The organism is Streptomyces sp. NPDC058650 (assembly GCF_042717315.1).
Taxonomy (GTDB): domain Bacteria; phylum Actinomycetota; class Actinomycetes; order Streptomycetales; family Streptomycetaceae; genus Streptomyces.
Window position 1 is genome coordinate 14,008 of record NZ_JBHXRL010000008.1, and the last position, 16,848, is coordinate 30,855.

General features: G+C 72.2%; 15 protein-coding genes. 5 read left to right on the plus strand and 10 right to left on the minus strand.

The features are described from left to right. Positions 1-46: 46 nt before the first annotated feature. Both ACFWWU_RS16195 and ACFWWU_RS16200 read left to right on the plus strand, forming a co-directional pair. On the plus strand, positions 47-1,378 hold the full coding sequence (locus tag ACFWWU_RS16195; RefSeq protein WP_384145040.1) for an MFS transporter: 1,332 nt from the start codon (positions 47-49) through the stop codon (positions 1,376-1,378). Positions 1,379-1,600: 222 nt separating this feature from the next. Further along, positions 1,601-2,347, plus strand: coding sequence for a class I SAM-dependent methyltransferase (locus ACFWWU_RS16200; RefSeq protein ID WP_384145043.1), 747 nt, complete (start codon positions 1,601-1,603; stop codon positions 2,345-2,347). 133 nt (positions 2,348-2,480) lie between these two features. On the opposite strand, the gene ACFWWU_RS16205 is transcribed toward ACFWWU_RS16200, so the two are convergent. The 6 genes from ACFWWU_RS16205 to ACFWWU_RS16230 form a co-directional block, all read right to left on the minus strand. Further along, entirely contained in the window at positions 2,481-5,294 is a 2,814-nt protein-coding gene (locus ACFWWU_RS16205; RefSeq protein WP_384145046.1) for a hypothetical protein, read from the minus strand. A gap of 326 nt (positions 5,295-5,620) precedes the next feature. Further along, on the minus strand, positions 5,621-6,619 hold the full coding sequence (locus ACFWWU_RS16210; RefSeq protein WP_384145048.1) for an adenosine deaminase: 999 nt from the start codon (positions 6,617-6,619) through the stop codon (positions 5,621-5,623). A gap of 10 nt (positions 6,620-6,629) precedes the next feature. After that, on the minus strand, positions 6,630-7,532 hold the full coding sequence (locus ACFWWU_RS16215) for a ribonuclease Z (RefSeq protein WP_384145051.1): 903 nt from the start codon (positions 7,530-7,532) through the stop codon (positions 6,630-6,632). A gap of 3 nt (positions 7,533-7,535) precedes the next feature. After that, positions 7,536-7,895: a histidine triad nucleotide-binding protein gene (locus ACFWWU_RS16220; protein ID WP_384145054.1), complete on the minus strand. Its 360-nt coding sequence runs from the start codon at positions 7,893-7,895 to the stop codon at positions 7,536-7,538. Positions 7,896-7,981: 86 nt separating this feature from the next. Further along, positions 7,982-9,076, minus strand: coding sequence for a tetratricopeptide repeat protein (locus ACFWWU_RS16225; protein WP_384145058.1), 1,095 nt, complete (start codon positions 9,074-9,076; stop codon positions 7,982-7,984). Further along, the gene (locus ACFWWU_RS16230) at positions 9,073-10,377 is read right to left on the minus strand and encodes an ATP-binding protein (protein WP_384145062.1); all 1,305 of its coding nucleotides are present in this window, start codon (positions 10,375-10,377) and stop codon (positions 9,073-9,075) included. Before ACFWWU_RS16230 ends, ACFWWU_RS16225 begins: the two co-directional genes overlap by 4 nt. Positions 10,378-10,515: 138 nt before the next feature. Between ACFWWU_RS16230 and ACFWWU_RS16235 the strand changes: the two genes are divergently transcribed. Beyond that, the gene (locus ACFWWU_RS16235) at positions 10,516-10,884 is read left to right on the plus strand and encodes a hypothetical protein (protein ID WP_384145065.1); all 369 of its coding nucleotides are present in this window, start codon (positions 10,516-10,518) and stop codon (positions 10,882-10,884) included. On the opposite strand, the gene ACFWWU_RS16240 is transcribed toward ACFWWU_RS16235, so the two are convergent. From ACFWWU_RS16240 to hrcA, 4 genes are all read right to left on the minus strand, one after another. Continuing rightward, positions 10,881-11,624 carry a 16S rRNA (uracil(1498)-N(3))-methyltransferase gene (locus ACFWWU_RS16240; RefSeq protein ID WP_384145068.1) on the minus strand — a complete coding sequence of 248 codons (744 nt, stop codon included), beginning with the start codon at positions 11,622-11,624 and terminating at the stop codon, positions 10,881-10,883. The genes ACFWWU_RS16235 and ACFWWU_RS16240 overlap by 4 nt on opposite strands. Continuing rightward, a complete protein-coding gene (locus ACFWWU_RS16245) occupies positions 11,621-12,703 on the minus strand; it encodes a nitronate monooxygenase (protein ID WP_384145071.1) in 1,083 nt (360 codons plus the stop codon). The genes ACFWWU_RS16240 and ACFWWU_RS16245 overlap by 4 nt, the downstream gene beginning before the upstream one ends. A gap of 131 nt (positions 12,704-12,834) precedes the next feature. Next, positions 12,835-13,974 (minus strand): molecular chaperone DnaJ, encoded by a 1,140-nt coding sequence (gene dnaJ / locus ACFWWU_RS16250; protein ID WP_384145074.1) that lies wholly within the window; start codon positions 13,972-13,974, stop codon positions 12,835-12,837. Further along, positions 13,975-14,994 carry a heat-inducible transcriptional repressor HrcA gene (gene hrcA, locus ACFWWU_RS16255; RefSeq protein ID WP_384145077.1) on the minus strand — a complete coding sequence of 340 codons (1,020 nt, stop codon included), beginning with the start codon at positions 14,992-14,994 and terminating at the stop codon, positions 13,975-13,977. It abuts the gene before it with no gap. 156 nt (positions 14,995-15,150) lie between these two features. On the opposite strand from hrcA, the gene ACFWWU_RS16260 reads away from it, so the two are divergent. Both ACFWWU_RS16260 and ACFWWU_RS16265 read left to right on the plus strand, forming a co-directional pair. Beyond that, positions 15,151-15,879, plus strand: coding sequence for an MBL fold metallo-hydrolase (locus ACFWWU_RS16260; protein ID WP_384145080.1), 729 nt, complete (start codon positions 15,151-15,153; stop codon positions 15,877-15,879). 120 nt (positions 15,880-15,999) lie between these two features. After that, the gene (locus ACFWWU_RS16265; protein ID WP_384145083.1) at positions 16,000-16,803 is read left to right on the plus strand and encodes a DUF3097 domain-containing protein; all 804 of its coding nucleotides are present in this window, start codon (positions 16,000-16,002) and stop codon (positions 16,801-16,803) included. The last annotated feature ends 45 nt before the right edge of the window (positions 16,804-16,848 follow it).

Here is a 16,848-nt window from a genome sequence, read left to right on the forward strand (position 1 = left end):
GCACCACCGGGCGCTCCCCCCTCCCTTTTCGTTCCCGGGAACGCCCATGTCGTCGCGCCTGCGCGGCTCGGGGGCCCTCGTCGCCCTCGTCGCCCTCTTCACCGCCGGTTACCTCGCCCCGTACCTGCTGCCGACCGTCGTCGGCCGCCTCGCCTCGGGGCTCGGTATCGGCCCCTCCCAGGCGGGCCTGGTCGGCTCCGTCCTGCTGCTCGGATCCTCCACCGCCGGATTCACGCTCGCCGCGCGCGGGGAGCGGATCGGCCCCCGCACGGCGGCCCGCGCGGGCCTGCTCGCCATGGCGATCGGGTACGGCTCCGCCGCCGCGACCCACGCCGTGCCGCTGGTGGTCGCGGGCGCGGTCCTCGGCGGCCTCGGCTCGGGTACGGCGACGGCGGTCGCCGCGGCCGGGATCGCCGGGCAGCGCGACCCGCACCGGGCCTCGTCGCTGGGCCTGCTCACGGTCTCGGCCACCGCGGGCGCCCTCTACCTCACGCTGCCGCACCTGAGCGCCGGCCACGCGCCCCCACTGCTCGCGATCGCCTGCGCGGCGGCCCTGGTGTGGCCGCTGACGGGCCGGCTGCCGGGCACCGGCGGTCGTACGGCCCCGGGGTCCGCGCCCACCGGCCCGCTGCCGTACCGCCGGGCCGGGGCGGTGCTCGCCGGGGCCATCCTGTGCTGGTCCCTCGCGCAGAACGCGCTGTGGGGCGTGAGCGGCCGCATCGGTCTCACCCAGGCCGGACTCTCCGAGGTCACGGTCGGCGCGGTCTTCGCGGCGGCGCTCGGCGCGGGGCTCGCCGGGGTCACGGCGGCGGGCGCGCTCGGCTCGCGCCTCGGCAGGGCGGTGCCGATCGGCGTCGGCACCGCCGTCATCGCGGCCTGCGTGCTGCTGAGCTCGGCCGCCGAGGGCCTGGCCTCCTTCGCGACCGGCGAGATCCTGTGGAACGCCGTCTACCCGGTCGTCCTGTCGTACCTCCTCGGGCTGGCCGCCTCCCTCGACCCGCGCGGCCGCTGGGCCGTCCTGGTCGGCTCGGCGTCCTCCCTGGGCGTGGCCTGCGGACCCGTCGTCGGCAGCCTGCTCTCGGAGAGCGCCGGGTACACGGGCATGGGCGTGGTCCTCTGCGCCCTGCTCCTCCTCGTCGCGGCCCCCATGGCGGCGGTGGCCCGCCACGCCTCCGGCCGCCCGCTCGTCCCGGGCTCCGTGCGCCGCCGCGGCGGCGCCCCGGCCGCGGTCCTCGCGGGCACGGCCTCGGCGTCGTCCGCCCTCGTCCCGCAGATGGGCGCGCCGGAACAGCCGGTCACCGAGTTCCCCGTGCGCACGGCACGTCGCCGCGCGGCGAAATCGGCCTTCCGCCTGGCGCGTCCGTCGGACCGCGGGTAGGGACGGTTCCGCCCCTTTGCCATCTGCGGCGTTCATCCCGCGGTGGATCCGCTTGTTGGGTGATACGAGGGTCACCCGGCCGACTTCTTTGTGTGATCCGCTCATACGACAGCCGGACGGGGCGGGCGCAGACTCACTGCCACGACCGCTGACGGGCAACCCTCCTCTTCCGGAGGGCTGTTCGACGTGGCCACCTACAGGACGAGTAGATGGGGGAAACACGTGAACGTGCAGGACCAGTACGACGAGATCGGCGAGGCGTTCGAGGGCTTCAAGTCCCTGCCGCTGATGCGTTACGGGGAGGTGCCGAGCTTCCTGGGCATGGTCGGCGACGTGACCGGCAGGTCGGTCCTCGACCTGGCGTGCGGCACCGGCTTCTACAGCAGGGAGTTCAAGCGGCGCGGGGCCACCGACGTCTTCGGCGTCGACATCTCCGTCGAGATGATCGCCGCCGCGAAGGAGATCGACGAGCGGGACCCGCTGGGCGTGGTCTACGAGGTCGGCGACGTGGCCGAGCTGCGGCAGCTCGACCGGCGCTACGACATCGCGCTGGGCGTGCAGTGTCTCAACTACGCCGCGGACATCGCCGAGACGGAGCGGATGTGCGCCAACATCCACAAGAACCTGAAGCCGGGCGGAGAGTTCTTCCTGCTCGTCCAGACACCCGACTACCGGTACGACGGTCCGCCGCTGGACAAGTACGGCTTCCGCATCGAGGCGACCGGCGAGGAGATCGAGACGGGCAGCCGAGGGCGGCTCACGGCTCTCCTCGACCCGCAGCCCATCACCATCATCACGACGTGCCCGCGCCGCGAGGTCTACGAGCGGTCCCTCAAGGCGGCCGGGTTCAGTGCGCTGGAGTGGGTCCCGCTGTCGGTGTCCGAGGCCGGCATCCGCGAGTACGGCGAGGAGTTCTGGGCGGACATGCTCTCCGACCCGCCGCTGGAACTGCTGCGCTGCCGCGCCTGACGCGGTCCGCGGAGCCGCCCTGCGGGGAGGGCGGGGCGGCTGCGCGGACGCCTCGCGGCGAGGCCCCGCCACCGGCGCGGAAATGCGCGGGGAGCGGGGCCTCGGAGCGTACGGAAGGCCTTTCGGGCAGCCGTCAGTACTGCTCGATCCTGTTGGCGTTGATGTCGTCCAGCACTCCGATGATCCTGCTGTAGCGCTGCGCGGTGCCGGAGTTCACCGGGAGGAGCAGCGTGTCCTGTGCGTAGATCACGGCCTCGCGGACGTTGTGAAGGCCCAGTGACTGGGTGGTACGCGAGAGGATGGCCGTTCCGGCGTTGATGCGCCGGGTGGCCAGGTTGAAGTAGACGGCCAACAGCTGCTTGCCCAGGATGCTCTTGGGCGCGTTGTCGTCGCGGAAGGCAGCGGTGACCTCGGCGGCGGACAGGGCCCCGCTCCGGTCGGTGTCGTACCGCTGGTCGGTGGCCTGTACGCGGGCCAGGAACTCGGCGGTCCACTGCCCCGGGTGGTTCCTCCAGTAGCCCTGGGAGAGCGGGTCGCGGCTGGGCGGCGTCACGGTGATGGTGGTGGCGGCGGAGTCCGTGACGGGCGCGAAGGTGCACGCCCCGCCGGCGTTCTTGTAGCCGACGGACACGGTGTCGGTGTAGGTGGTGCCGGCCAGGGCCAGGAGCGTCGGCCTCGCGGTGAAGACGATCTGCCGGTCGCCGGAGTGCGCCGGGAGGCTGCCGACGTTCCAGACCAGGGTCCGGGTGCCGTCGTCGTTGAGGGTCACGGAGCTCGGCCTGGGGCCGGTGCCGAGATCGAGGGCCTGGCTGTAGTACACGCCCGCCGGCAGGGTGTCGGTGAGGGTGACGCCGGATGCGGCGCCGCTCCCCGTGTTCGCGTAGGTGAGGGTGTACGTGATGGCCTGGCCCGCGTCGACGGTGGCCGTGGCGGCCTTGTCCACGGTCAGGACCGGGGCGTGCACGGTGGTGGTCGCCCGTGCCGTGTTGTCGTCCGTGTACGGGTCGGGCACGCCCTCGGTGTCGGTGCCGGTGACCGTTGCGCGGTTGGTGAGGACCGTGCCGTCTGCCGTGTCGCACGGCACGAGGTAGGTGAAGGCCGGTGTGACCGTGGCGGTGGCGCCGTTGGCCAGGTCGGCGAGCGAGCGCTGCTGGGTGCTGCCGTCGGGCAGGGTGTCGTCCACGTGGATGCCCGTGGCGGTACCGGGGCCGAGGTCGGTCACGGTGGTCGTGTAGTGCACCGTGTCACCGCCGGTGGCGTCGGCTTCGTCGGAGGACTTGGCGATCTTGAGGTCGGCCTGCTGGAACATGGCGCGGACCGATTCCTCGGTCAGCTCCGGCAGGAGCGGGCGGTCACCGTCGGCGAAGAACCCGGCGTTGAGGCGGGGGTTGTACTGGATGTTCGCCCAGTCGTCGAAGCCGCCCAGGCTCTGGCCGGGGCTGGCCTTGCTGCATCCGCCGTCGTCAGGACCGATGGACTGGATGTAGTTGATGTCGGCCGGGATGGCGGATTCCTTGTCGCCGCCGGTTTCGTTCCAGTTGATGGGACCGTTCGTGGCGGGTGCGACGCGCAGCTTGCCGGCGACTCCGTAGACGGTGTTGCGCGCGGGTGAGGGCGTCCCGTGCACGCCGTTGTTCTCGTTCAGGCTCGCCTCGTTGAGCACCGTGGCCGGGGTCGTCCCGAGGGCCGTGCCCCGGGCCGCGCTGGAATAGTCCAGCGGCCTTGCGGGGTCCCTGCCCGCGAACTGCAGCGTGTAGTTCATGACGCTGAGGTAGTTCGGTTTGCAGTTGACCGCGTCGTTGCCGCCGTGTCCCAGGCTCAGCGTGTGCCCGAGCTCGTGCATGAAGGTGGCGGCCTCGGCCTTCCTGCGTGCGCCGATCTTCTCGATCGTCGAGGAATCCCAGGTGTCCAGGGTCACGATGAAATCGTTACCGCCCTGCGGGCCCACGGAGGTCCACTCGGCACTGCCCGACGCCTTTGACGCCTTGGGCGGCGTGGATCCGTCGAAGAAGCTGATGGCGAAGAGCATGTAGCGGAAGGCCTGGCGTTTCGCACTCAGGATGTTCGCGCAGTTGGGGCTGGACCGATCGGCTGCCAAGCCGAAGAATCCGGTGCAAGGGCCCCGCGGGCTCCCGCTCTTCAGGTCGTTGAAGTCGTCCGCCGTGCCAGGGCCGTCCGACCGCCACATGAGGGGGTTCACGGTCGTGACGGCTTCTCCCTCCGTCACATGGAGGTTGACGCCCCGGAACTTGGTCTTCGTCGCGTCGGCCGGATCGGGGTACGGGTCGACCGGAGCCTCGGCGAACGCCTTGACCACGTCGGCGAGGGCATCGGCCTGCGGTTTGGTCTCGGCCATGTAGTCCGCCTCGACGAACAGGTCCTTGCGGTAGGGGACGGCCCCGTACGGCTGGTCCCCCAGGGGCAGGTCCACGGTCCCGTCGGTGTCGAAGTCGTAGCCCCTGCCCGGGACCTCCCAGGTGTTCATGAGGCCGTCGCCGTCGCTGTCCACACTGTTCGCCATGCTCACGCACGAGGGTGTGGTGATCGTGAAGTAGCCCCGGGCCACGGGGCCCTCGCTCTCACCGGCCAGGGTGGGGACCCCCGCTCCCTGTTGACCGGTCAGACCGCCGCCGGTGAAGGTGCAGGTCATCAGGTCGAATGAGAGGTTGAGGTCGTTGCTCGAACCGACCCACCGGACGGGGTCGTCGGCGCTCAGGTCGTCCTGGTCCCACAGCTCCAAGTGGATGTCGACGGGGTTGTGGCTGGTGTCCACGGTCGCCGTCCGGACCCAGTTGGTCCTGAAGTCGGCCCCGTGGGCGCAGCAGTAGTCGTCTTTCCCGTCGAACAGCCCTTGATGATCGATTTCGAATTTCGGATAGTAGTCGTTCCCACACGCCTCGCCGTCTCCCTCGTCACAGGAGATTTCGACGACCCGATAGAGGCTCACGGTGATTTGCTCGGTGGCGGCGTGGGCGGAAGTGGCGCCTACGGCGGCCGAGCCCACGAGCATCAACAGAAGTGCGGCGAACAGACGCGCGCACCGACCGACCCTTGACATGCGATGGTCCTCCTCAAGGCCTCACGGCCCCATTGATAGAGGAGCGGATTTTTGCCCGATGATGGCACTCGCCATCGGACCCGAAACGGGCAACACACCTGCCCGCCGACACCGCTTGCAAGTGCGCTCGACCGGGCGATCACCGCCGAAGAATCATCGGATGGTCGGCCGGTGCGAAGGCGCGATCATCGAAACCGGAGAGCGCTGGGAGAGCCCTAGGAGGCGCCGAAGTCGAAGGCCTCCACCTCCGCGAGGTACCGGGCCCTGCGCGGTTCGTCGTCCTCCAGGAAGGAGGCCTCGAAGGAGTTGCGGGCGAGTGCGCGGAGCTGTTCCGGCTCCAGGGACAGGGCGGTGCGGACCGCGTCGAAGTTGTCGCCCGCGTAGCCGCCGAAGTAGGCCGGGTCGTCGGAGTTCACCGTCACCAGCAGGCCCGCCGCCATCATCGCGCGGAGGGGGTGGTCGGCGAGGGTGTCGACGACACGGAGCCGGACGTTCGACAGGGGGCAGAGCGTGAGCGGCACCCGCTCGCGGGCCAGCCGGTCGACGAGCTCCGGGTCCTCCATGCAGCGCAGCCCGTGGTCGACGCGCTCCACGCCGAGGACGTCGAGGGCCTCGCGGACGTACTCCGCCGGGCCCTCCTCGCCCGCGTGGGCGACGCGGCGCAGCCCGAGCCGGGCGGCCTCCTCGTACACCTCGCGGAACTTCGCGGGCGGGTGGCCGACCTCCGCCGAGTCCAGGCCGACGCCGGTGATCCGGTGCAGGTACGGCTTCGCGGCGTCCAGGGTGGCCATGGCCGACTCGGCGGACTCGTCGCGCAGGAAGCACATGATGAGCCGGGTCGAGATGCCGTACCGCTCACCGGCCCGGTCGAGGGCCGCCCCGAGGCCCTCGATCACGGTGCCGATCGGGACTCCGCGCGCGGTGTGCGCCTGCGGGTCGAAGAAGATCTCGGCGTGCCGGACGCCCTGGCCCGCGGCCCGCTCCAGGTAGGCGTCGGCGAGCTCCGTGAAGTCCTCGGCGGTGCGCAGGACCGCCATCAGGCCGTAGTAGAGGTCCAGGAAGGACTGGAGGTCGCTGAACTCGTACGCCTCGCGCAGCGCGGTCGTGTCCCCGTACGGCAGGGTGACGCCGTTGCGCGCGGCGAGCGCGAAGGCCAGCTCGGGTTCGAGGGTGCCTTCGATGTGGAGGTGGAGTTCGGCCTTGGGAAGGGGCATGGGTGGTGCTCTATCTCTTCGGTACGGGGACCCGCATGAGGTCCTGGGCAATGCTCAGTTCGCCGTCGAACCCGGCCGCCCGCGCCTGCCGCCCGAACTCGGCCGGGTCGCTGTAGCGCTGGGAGAAGTGGGTCAGGACGAGGTGCCGTACGCCCGCGTCCCGCGCGACCGCCGCGGCCTGTCCGGCCGTCAGATGGCCGTGGTCGGTGGCGAGCCGGACGTCCTCGTCGAGGAAGGTCGACTCGATGACGAGCATGTCGGCGCCCTCGGCGAGCGCGTGCACGCCGTCGCAGAGGCGGGTGTCCATGACGAAGGCGAAGCGCTGCCCGCGCCGGACCTCGCTGACCTCGTCGAGCGTCACGCCGCCGAGGACGCCGTCGCGCTGGATCCGGCCCACGTCGGGGCCCTTGATGCCGTGCGCGGCGAGCCGCTCGGGCAGGATCCGGCGCCCGTCGGGCTCGGTGATCCGGTAGCCGTACGACTCGACGGGGTGCGACAGCCTGCGCGCGTCGAGGGTGTACGCCTCGGTGACCGCGAGCGGCCCGTCGGCGGCGACGGGCGACTCGGTCAGCTTCACCGTCTCGCGGTAGGCCGTGGCGTACCTCAGCCGCTCGAAGAAGTGCTGCCCGCTCGCCGGGTAGTGGGCGGTGACCGGGTGCGGGACCTGGTCGAGGTTGATCCGCTGGATCACCCCGGCCAGGCCCAGCGAGTGGTCGCCGTGGAAGTGCGTGACGCAGATCCGGTCGAGGTCGTGCGCCGCGACCCCGGCGCGCAGCATCTGGCGCTGGGTGCCCTCGCCGGGGTCGAAGAGGATGCCCTGGCCGTCCCAGCGCAGCAGATAGCCGTTGTGGTTGCGGTGCCGGGTCGGGACCTGGCTGGCGGTCCCGAGGACGACCAGTTCGCGTACGGACACGGGTTACCCGGGCGGCCAGTTGAGACCGCGGCCGCCCAGCACGTGCGCGTGGGCGTGGAAGACGGTCTGACCGGCGCCGGCGCCGGTGTTGAAGACGATCCGGAAGCCGTGGCCGTCGATCTTCTCCTGCGCGGCGATCTCTCCGGCCTCCCGCAGTATGTCGGCGGCGACGGTCGGCGCGGCGGCGGCCAGGGACGCGGCGTCCGGGTAGTGGAGCCGCGGGATGACGAGGATGTGCGTGGGCGCCTGCGGGTTGATGTCGCGGAACGCGAGGGTCGTCTCGGTCTCGCGCACGATCGTCGCCGGCACCTCCCCTTCCGCGATCTTGCAGAACAGGCAGTCGCTCTGCGGCTCTCCGGCCATGGCCTGGGCCTCCTCGCCTTGTCGGTCGATACAGGTCGGTACGACGGGAATGCTATCCGCCGCCACCGACAGGACCCGCTCCCCGGTCAGTCCTTCGGCGCGCGGCGGTTCAGGGCCGAGCGGCTCACCCAGTACGTGATGATCACCGCCCAGAACAGCGGCGTGCCGAATCCGCTCACGACGCCCGAGTCGAAGGACCACAGGGCAAGCGCGGCGAGCGAGTAGAGGCCGAGGAGCCCGACGGCCCCGGCCATGAACAGCACCGGCCGGCAGTTGCGCGCCACGAGGAGCATGGGGCGGCGCAGCCGGGGCGGCACCCGGCGGGCCATCCACACCACCCATCCCGTCCAGGCGCCCACGAGCACCGCCACGCCGGCGAGCAGCGGGACGGCCGCGTCGGCCCAGGTCGCGCGGCCTGGGATCCAGGTGATGGCGACGGCGGAGGCCACGAAGCCGAGGAGGGCCACCCAGCGGGCCCCGGCCGCGGAGTTCCAGGCCATGGCCTCCAGGTTGTAGCGGGCCTTGCGGTCGTCGAGGTCGAGCGCGGCGGAGGCGACGAAGCCCTCGGCGGCCTGCGTCCAGGCCCCGCGCCGGAACCAGCGGCGCCGCAGCCGCAGCAGCGAGAGGTTGTTGTGAGCCTCGCTGCTCTGCGGGTTGAGCCGCAGGGCCGTCTCGTACGCCCGCTGCGCGGTGGCGTGGTCACCCCGGCGCTGGGCGGTCAGGCCCACCAGGAAATGCGCCGCGTCCTCCTCGGGCCCGAGGGCGACGGCGGCCCGCGCCGCCTCGTACGCCTCGACCGCGCGGCCCGGGGTGCGGGCGTGTTCGGCGTGTTCGGCGAGTGCGGTGCCGAGCGCGTAGTGGCTGCCCCAGTACTGCGGGGCGATCCCGACGGCGCGCCGAGCCGTGGTCTCGGCCTCCGGGAACCGCTTCAGGGCCAGCAGGATCTGGACGCGCATCAGCCAGCCCATGAGCAGCTCGGGCCGGGCGCCCAGCGCCTGGTCCACGGCGGCCAGGGCGGCCGGGGCGTCGCCGGCCCGGTGGTGACAGCGGGCGAGCAGGACGAGGGCGTCGGCGTCCTCCGGGTCGGTCGCCAGGTGCTGGGCGACGAGCGCCCCGGCCTGCTCGTACCGTCCGGTGTCGTACAGCGCCTCGGCGCGCAGGAGCGCGGTCGGAGTGGTCACAGCTTGCGCTTCCGCTTCAGGTAGGCGAGGAGGTCGTCGTAGAGCCCGCCCTCGTTGGCGAACATGGCGACGTTCCGGGCGGCGGCGAACCACGGCTCCGTGGACGGCTTGATCTGCTTGGCCGCGCCGAGCAGGTCCTTCGTCGTGATCAGGCGTACGGAGCCGCTGCGGGCGGAGTCGAGGAGCGCGGCCTCGGCGGCGGTCTCGCAGAGGTGGGCGAGGTCGGCGCCGGAGAAGTCCTCGGTGACCTTGACGAGCTTGCCGAGGTCGACGGCCTCGATGGGGCGCTCGCGCAGGTGGTAGCGGAGGATCGCCTCCCGGGCGGCGGCGTCGGGCGGCAGCACGAGGAGCGTGCGGTCGAGGCGGCCGGGGCGGCGGAGCGCGATGTCCACGTCCCAGGGCACATTGGTGGCGGCGAGCACGAAGACGCCCTCGTTGCCGGCGCCGCTCGCGATGCCGTCGAGCTCGGTGAGGAGCTGGTTGACGACGTTGCGCAGACCGCTGTGGTGCGTACGGGAACGCTTGGCGCCGAGGGCGTCCAGCTCGTCGAGGAAGACGACGCAGGGGGCCTGGCGGCGGGCCGTCTCGAAGATGTCGTGGATGTTCTTCTCGGAGGCCCCGATCCACATGTCGAGGACGTCGGAGAGCGAGACGGTGAGGAAGTTCGCGCCGAGCTCGCCCGCGACGGCCCGGGCGATGAAGGTCTTGCCGCAGCCGGGCGGCCCGTACAGGAGGAGGCCGCCGCGCAGCGACTTGCCGTACAGCCTGCGCAGTTCGGGGTTGCGCATGGGGGCGAGGAAGGCGGCCTCCAGGCGGTCCTTGACCTCCTCCATGCCGCCGACGTCGGCGAGGCGTACGGAGCCGGGGGCGTCCACGTCCCAGGCGGCGGCGTCCCCGGCGGGCCCGTCACCGCCGTCGGCCTGCGGGTCCTCCAGGAAGCGAGGGCCGACGAGGTCCTGGACCTGCTGCTCGGCGGCGGCCCAGTCGAAGGCGGGGGCGTTGCCAGGGGCGGGCGCCTCGGGCGCGGGCTGCTCGGGCGCGGGTTGCTCGGCGGCGGGAGGCTGAACCGGCGCCGGAGCAGGTGCCGCGGCCGGGGGCATGCCCATCGCCCGCATCATCAGCGCGCGGGCGTCCGCGTCCCCGGGCGCGTGCTGGAGGGCGACGGCCGCCTCCGCGACGGCCTCCTCGTTGCGCCCCTCGGAAAGGAGCAGCTCGGCGAAGTGGAGGCGCAGGGGTACGTCACCGGGGGCGGCGGCAACGGCGGTGCGCAGACTGCGGATCAGAGGGGACTCGTCGGCCATGCGGCCACCCTATGAAGCGCCCCGGGGCGGCCGTCCACCGGGTTCCGGCAAAAAGGGCCGGCCGGCAAGAACGCCGTCCGTACCCTCGCCGTCCGTACCCTCGCCCTCCGTACACGCGCCCTCCGTACACTGCGCCGGATGAGACGGGACGGCGTGCTGCGCAAGCTGACGGTGGACGGCACGGTGTGGCTCTGGAACGTCCGGCACCGCCACCCCGACTGCCGGACGGTCCTCGCCCTCCGCCGCGCGGAGACCCGGCATGCCCAGCTCCGCCTGGTCTTCCGGGACGGTCCGGGCCGGATCGTGGCGGGCTATCCGATGGGCCTCGGCGAGGTGGCCGCCGTCGAAGGCGGCTGGCTCAACCTCAACGAGCCCGGCGTGGTGCGCCGTTTCCTCGAAGAGGCCCTGACCCGCGACCTCGTCCCCACCACGCACGGACAGCGGGAGGAGGACGGCTGGCCGCTCTTCGACACGCTGACGACGACGGAAGCCCCGCAGGCCGACTAGCTCCAGCGGCCGGTGCGCCCCAGGACGAGGGCCGTCGCCGCCGTACCCGCCGTGGAGGTGCGCAGGACGCTGCGGCCCAGCCGGTACGGCTTCGCGCCGGCCGCCTCGAAGGCCGCGAGCTCGTCCGGGGAGACTCCGCCCTCGGGTCCGACGATCAGCACGATCGAGCCCTTCGCGGGCAGTTCGGCGGAGGCCAGCGCGCCGGACGGATGCGCACGGTCCTCGTGCAGGACGGCGGCGAAGTCGGCGGCCGCGAGGAGGGCGGCGAGCTGCTTGGTCGTCATGAGGTCGGCGACCTCGGGGAAGCGGGTGCGGCGCGACTGCTTGCCCGCCTCGCGCGCCGTGGAGCGCCACTTGGCGAGCGCCTTGAGGCCCCGGTCGCCCTTCCACTGGGTGATGCAGCGGGAGGCGGCCCAGGGCACGATCGCGTCGACCCCGGTCTCCGTCATGGTCTCGACGGCGAGTTCGCCCCGGTCGCCCTTGGGCAGCGCCTGCACGACCGTGATCCGCGGCTCCTCCGCGGGGTCCTCGTGCACCTCGTCGACCCGCACGGTCAGCTGGTCCTTGCCCTCGGCGGTCAGCACCACGCACTCGGCCCAGCGTCCCCGGCCGTCGGCGAGGACGAGCTCCTCGCCCTCCCGGAGCCGCTTCACGGAGACGGCGTGCCGGCCCTCGGAACCGTCCAGGAGGAAGCTCCCGGGGCCGGGAACGGCGTCGACGACGAAGACGGGTGCGGTCATGAAGCGCTCCTGTGAGCCAGGTCGGAGAGTGCGGTGTCGAGTTCGGCGGCCAGGACCTCGACGAGCCGCCCGGCGGGGAGTTCGCGGGCGAGACGGTGGCCCTGCCCGGCCCACAGGGCCATGCCCTGGGCGTCGCCGGAGGCGGCGGCGGCCTTGCGGAGCGGGGCGGTGAGGTGGTGGACCTCGGGGTAGGCGGCGGGGGCGTACGGTCCGTGCTCCCGCATGAAGCGGTTGACGAGCCCGCGCGCCGGACGCCCGGAGAAGGCCCGGGTGAAGGCGGTCCGGGTGAAGAGCGGATCGGTCAGTGCCCGCTTGTGCAGCGGGTGCGCGCCGGACTCGGGGCAGCCGAGGAAGGCGGTGCCGAGCTGGGCGGCGTCGGCCCCGGCGGCGAGGGCGGCGGCGATCTGCGCGCCGCGCATGATCCCGCCGGTGGCGACGATCGGCAGCGTGACGCTCTCGCGGACCTGGGTGACGAGGGCGAGGAGCCCGGTCCCCGGGGTGTCGTCGTCCTCCGGGTCGTCGCGGTACGTGCCCTGGTGGCCGCCGGCCTCGACGCCCTGGACGCAGACGGCGTCGGCACCGGCCCGCTCGGCGGCGACGGCGTCCTCGGCGGAGGTGACGGTGACGAGCGTGAACGTTCCGGCACGGGCGAAGGCCGCGAGCGTCTCGGGCGAGGGACAGCCGAAGGTGAAGGAGACGACGCGGACCGGGTCGTCCAGGAGGATCGCCAGTTTGGCGTCGTAGCCGTCGTCTCGGCAGTCGTCGGTCTCCCCGAGGGACGTCTCGTACCAGGTCGCCTCGCCGGCGAGCTGGTGCCGGTAGACCTCGACGGCGGCGGGATCGGCGTGCGGGCCGCCCTGCGGCATGAAGAGGTTGACGCCGAAGGGGCGCGCGGTGAGCCCGCGCACCTGCTTGATCTCCTGGTACAGGCCTCCGGCCGTCTTGTACCCGGCGGCCAGGAAGCCGAGCGCACCGGCCTCGCAGACGGCTCCGACGAGCTCGGGACAGGAGGCGCCACCCGCCATGGGGGCCTGCACGATCGGATACCGAAAGAGATCGTTCAGTGCGGTGGTGGACATACGGGCATCGTTTCATGACGGCCCCGGCGCGCCGAATCGGTACGTCAGGTTACGGAAGGCGGGACTCCGGAAGCGGGAAGGGGCGGAACGGCTCGTCGCCGTCCCGCCCCTTCCCTCACGATGCCGTCCGGTCAGGTCCGCCCGTTGAAGGCGTCCTTCAGGCGCGAGAACAGCCCCTGCTGACCCGGCTGGAACTGCCCGGTGGGCCGTTCCTCGCCGCGCAGCTTGGCCAGCTCGCGCAGGAGCCGCTCCTGCTCCGCGTCGAGCTTGCCCGGGGTCTGCACCTCGACGTGCACGATCAGGTCGCCCCGGCCGTCGCCCCGCAGGTGCGTGACGCCGCGGCCGTGCAGCGGAACCGACTGGCCGGACTGCGTGCCCGGGCGGATGTCGATCTCCTCGATGCCGTCGAGGGTCTGCAGCGGCACCTTCGTGCCGAGCGCGCCCGCCGTCATCGGGATGGTCACCGTGCAGTGCAGGTCGTCGCCGCGCCGCTGGAACGTCTCGTGCGGGATCTCGTGGATCTCGACGTAGAGGTCACCGGCGGGACCGCCGCCGGGGCCGACCTCGCCCTCTCCGGCGAGCTGGATCCGGGTGCCGTTGTCGACACCGGCCGGGATCTTGACGGTGAGCGTGCGACGGGAACGGACCCGGCCGTCGCCCGCGCACTCGGGGCACGGGGTCGGGACGACGGTGCCGAAGCCCTGGCACTGCGGGCAGGGCCGGGAGGTCATGACCTGGCCCAGGAAGGACCGGGTGACCTGGGAGACCTCGCCGCGACCGCGGCACATGTCGCAGGTCTGCGCGGCGGTGCCGGGCGCGGCACCCTCACCCGAACAGGTGGTGCAGACGACGGCCGTGTCGACCTGGATGTCCTTGGTGGTGCCGAAGGCCGCCTCGTTGAGGTCGATCTCCAGACGGATCATGGCGTCCTGGCCGCGACGGGTCCGCGAGCGCGGTCCGCGCTGCGAGGCCGTGCCGAAGAAGGCGTCCATGATGTCGGAGAAGTTGCCGAAGCCACCGGCCCCGAAGCCGCCCGCGCCGCCTCCGCCGGAGGCCGAGAGCGGGTCGCCGCCGAGGTCGTAGACCTGCTTCTTCTGCGGGTCCGAGAGGACCTCGTAGGCGGCGTTGATCTCCTTGAAGCGTTCCTGCGTCTTCGGATCGGGATTGACGTCCGGGTGCAGCTCGCGCGCGAGCCTCCGGAAGGCCTTCTTGATCTCGTCCTGGGAAGCGTCGCGGCGCACGCCGAGTACGGCGTAGTAGTCCGTGGCCACTTACGACTCCGCCAGGATCTGTCCGACGTAACGTGCCACTGCGCGTACCGCTCCCATCGTTCCGGGGTAGTCCATGCGGGTCGGTCCGACCACGCCGAGTTTGGCGACTGCTTCGCCGCCCGAACCGTAGCCGACCGAGACGACCGAGGTGGAGCTCAGCCCCTCGTGGGCGTTCTCGTGCCCGATGCGTACGGTCATGCCCGATTCCTTGGCCTCGCCCAGCAGCTTGAGGAGCACGACCTGCTCCTCAAGGGCTTCCAGGACGGGCCTGATCATCAGGGGGAAGTCGGGTCCGAAGCGGGTGAGATTGGCGGTGCCGCCGATCATCAGCCGCTCCTCGTGCTCCTCCACGAGCGATTCGAGGAGGGTCGCGAGCACGGTCGAGACCGTGGCGCGGTCCTCGATCTCCTCGAAGGACTCGGGGAGGTCCTGCACCAGCTGCGGCACGTCGGCGAACCGGCGGCCGACCACCCGGCTGTTGAGCCGGGCCCGCAGGTCGGCGAGGGAGGTCTCGCCGAAGGGCGCGGGACAGTCGATGACGCGCTGCTCGACGCGGCCGGTGTCCGTGATGAGCACGAGCATCAGGCGGGCCGGGGCCAGCGCGAGCAGCTCCACGTGACGGACGGTCGAGCGGGTCAGCGAGGGGTACTGGACGACGGCGACCTGGCGGGTCAGCTGCGCGAGCAGCCGGACCGTTCGCCCGACGACGTCGTCGAGATCGACCGCGCCGTCCAGGAAGTTGTGGATCGCGCGCCGCTCGGGTGTCGACAGCGGCTTGACGCCGGCCAGCCGGTCGACGAAGAGCCGGTAGCCCTTGTCGGTCGGGATGCGCCCGGCGCTGGTGTGAGGCTGGGCGATGTAGCCCTCCTCCTCCAGCACGGCCATGTCGTTGCGGACCGTGGCGGGCGAGACGCCGAGCTTGTGGCGCTCGGTGAGCGCCTTCGAGCCGACCGGCTCCTCCGTCCCGACGTAGTCCTGGACGATGGCGCGCAGCACCTCGAGTCTGCGTTCGCTGAGCATCGTGCGCACCTCCAGCTGTCGTCGTCGTTCCGGATGCTCCGGTTACTCCGGTTTTGGCACTCACCCTGCCCGAGTGCCAGCAATCCCCCGGCCAGTGTACGGCGGCGGGCAACGCTCCTGGCAAGGAGGCGGGGGCGCACCCGTTAGCGTCGCCCCATGGACATCGATTGGGAAGCGTACGGGTGGGAGCGGTTGGCAGACGGAGTGGGCAGGCGCCGGCTGCCCGGCTGGGACGCCACGGTGGGCCTGGTCGTGGGCGCACGGGCGATCCTGCTGTACGACACGGGCTCGACGGTCGCGGAGGGCGCCGAGCTGCGGGGGCAGATCGCGGCGCTGACGGACGGCCGAAGAGTGACGCACATCGCACTGAGCCACCCGCACTTCGACCACGTCTTCGGCACCGCCGCCTTCGCGGGCGCGGAGGTCTTCGGCGCGGTGGGCGTGGACGAGTTGCTCGGCCGGGAGCGGGACCGGGAGGACCTGCGCAGGGACGCCGTGCTGCAAGGGGTCGACGAGCGGGCGGCGACGGAGGCCGCCGACGTCCTCGTGAGCCCGCGGCACGTGGTCTCCGGCGAGTGGACGCTCGACCTGGGCGGCCGGCAGGTGCTCCTGGCGAACGTCGGCCCGGGCCACACCGGCCACGATCTGGCGCTCTGCGTCCCCGGGGAGCGCGAGGTCGTCTTCTGCGGGGATCTGGTGGAGGAGTCGGGCGAGCCGCAGGCCGGACCGGACGCGATCCCGTCCCGCTGGCCGGACGCGCTGGACCGGCTGCTGTCGCTCGGCGGCGAGGAAGCGGTGTACGTACCGGGCCACGGGGCGACGGTGGACGCCACGTTCGTACGACGCCAGCGGGAAGAGCTGGCACGCCGCTTCTCCGTTGCGTAACGTCGCCCGAATGCGCAGCTACGACCCGGACCTGACACCCGCCTGACTGCGTCTCCCGGGGGATCACCCCCGGACCCCCAGCAGCATCCCCGCCACCTCGTCCTGGACAGAATGGGGCCCATGCGCAGCTACGACCCGGACCTGACACCCGCCTGGAAGAAGTCGAAGCCCGTCCCGGAGATCCCGGCCGACCACGACCTCGTCGTCGAAGAGGTCTCCACGGGCTTCTGCGGGGCGGTGATCCGCTGCGAGGCGGGCACGGTGACCCTGGAGGACCGCTTCGGCAAGCACCGGGTCTTCCCGATGGAGCCGCGCGGCTTCCTCCTGGAGGGCCGCGTGGTCACCCTGGTCCGCCCGACCGCCGCCGCCCCGGTACGCCCCACCCGTACGGCCTCCGGCTCGGTCGCCGTCCCTGGCGCGCGGGCGCGCGTGGCGCGGGCGGGCCGGATCTACGTGGAGGGCCGGCACGACGCCGAACTCGTCGAACGGGTCTGGGGGGACGACCTCCGGATCGAGGGCGTGGTCGTCGAGTACCTGGAGGGCGTCGACGACCTGCCGTCGATCGTCGCGGAGTTCGGCCCGGCACCGGACGCCCGCCTGGGCGTCCTGGTGGACCACCTGGTCCCGGGCTCGAAGGAGTCGAGGATCGCGGCGCAGGTGACGTCCCCGGACGTCCTGGTGGTCGGCCACCCGTACATCGACGTCTGGGAGGCCGTGAAACCGTCCTCGGTGGGCATCAGGGCCTGGCCGACGGTCCCGCGCGGCCAGGACTGGAAGACGGGCGTCTGCCAGTCCCTGGGCTGGCCGCCGAACACCGGCGCGGCGTGGCAGCACATCCTGTCGAAGGTCACGTCCTACAAGGACCTGGAACCGGAACTCCTGGGTGCCGTCGAGCGACTGATCGACCACGTGACGGCGCCCTGACCTCCGGTCGGCTCGTTGTGCCGACCGACGCCCGGCCCCTTCTCC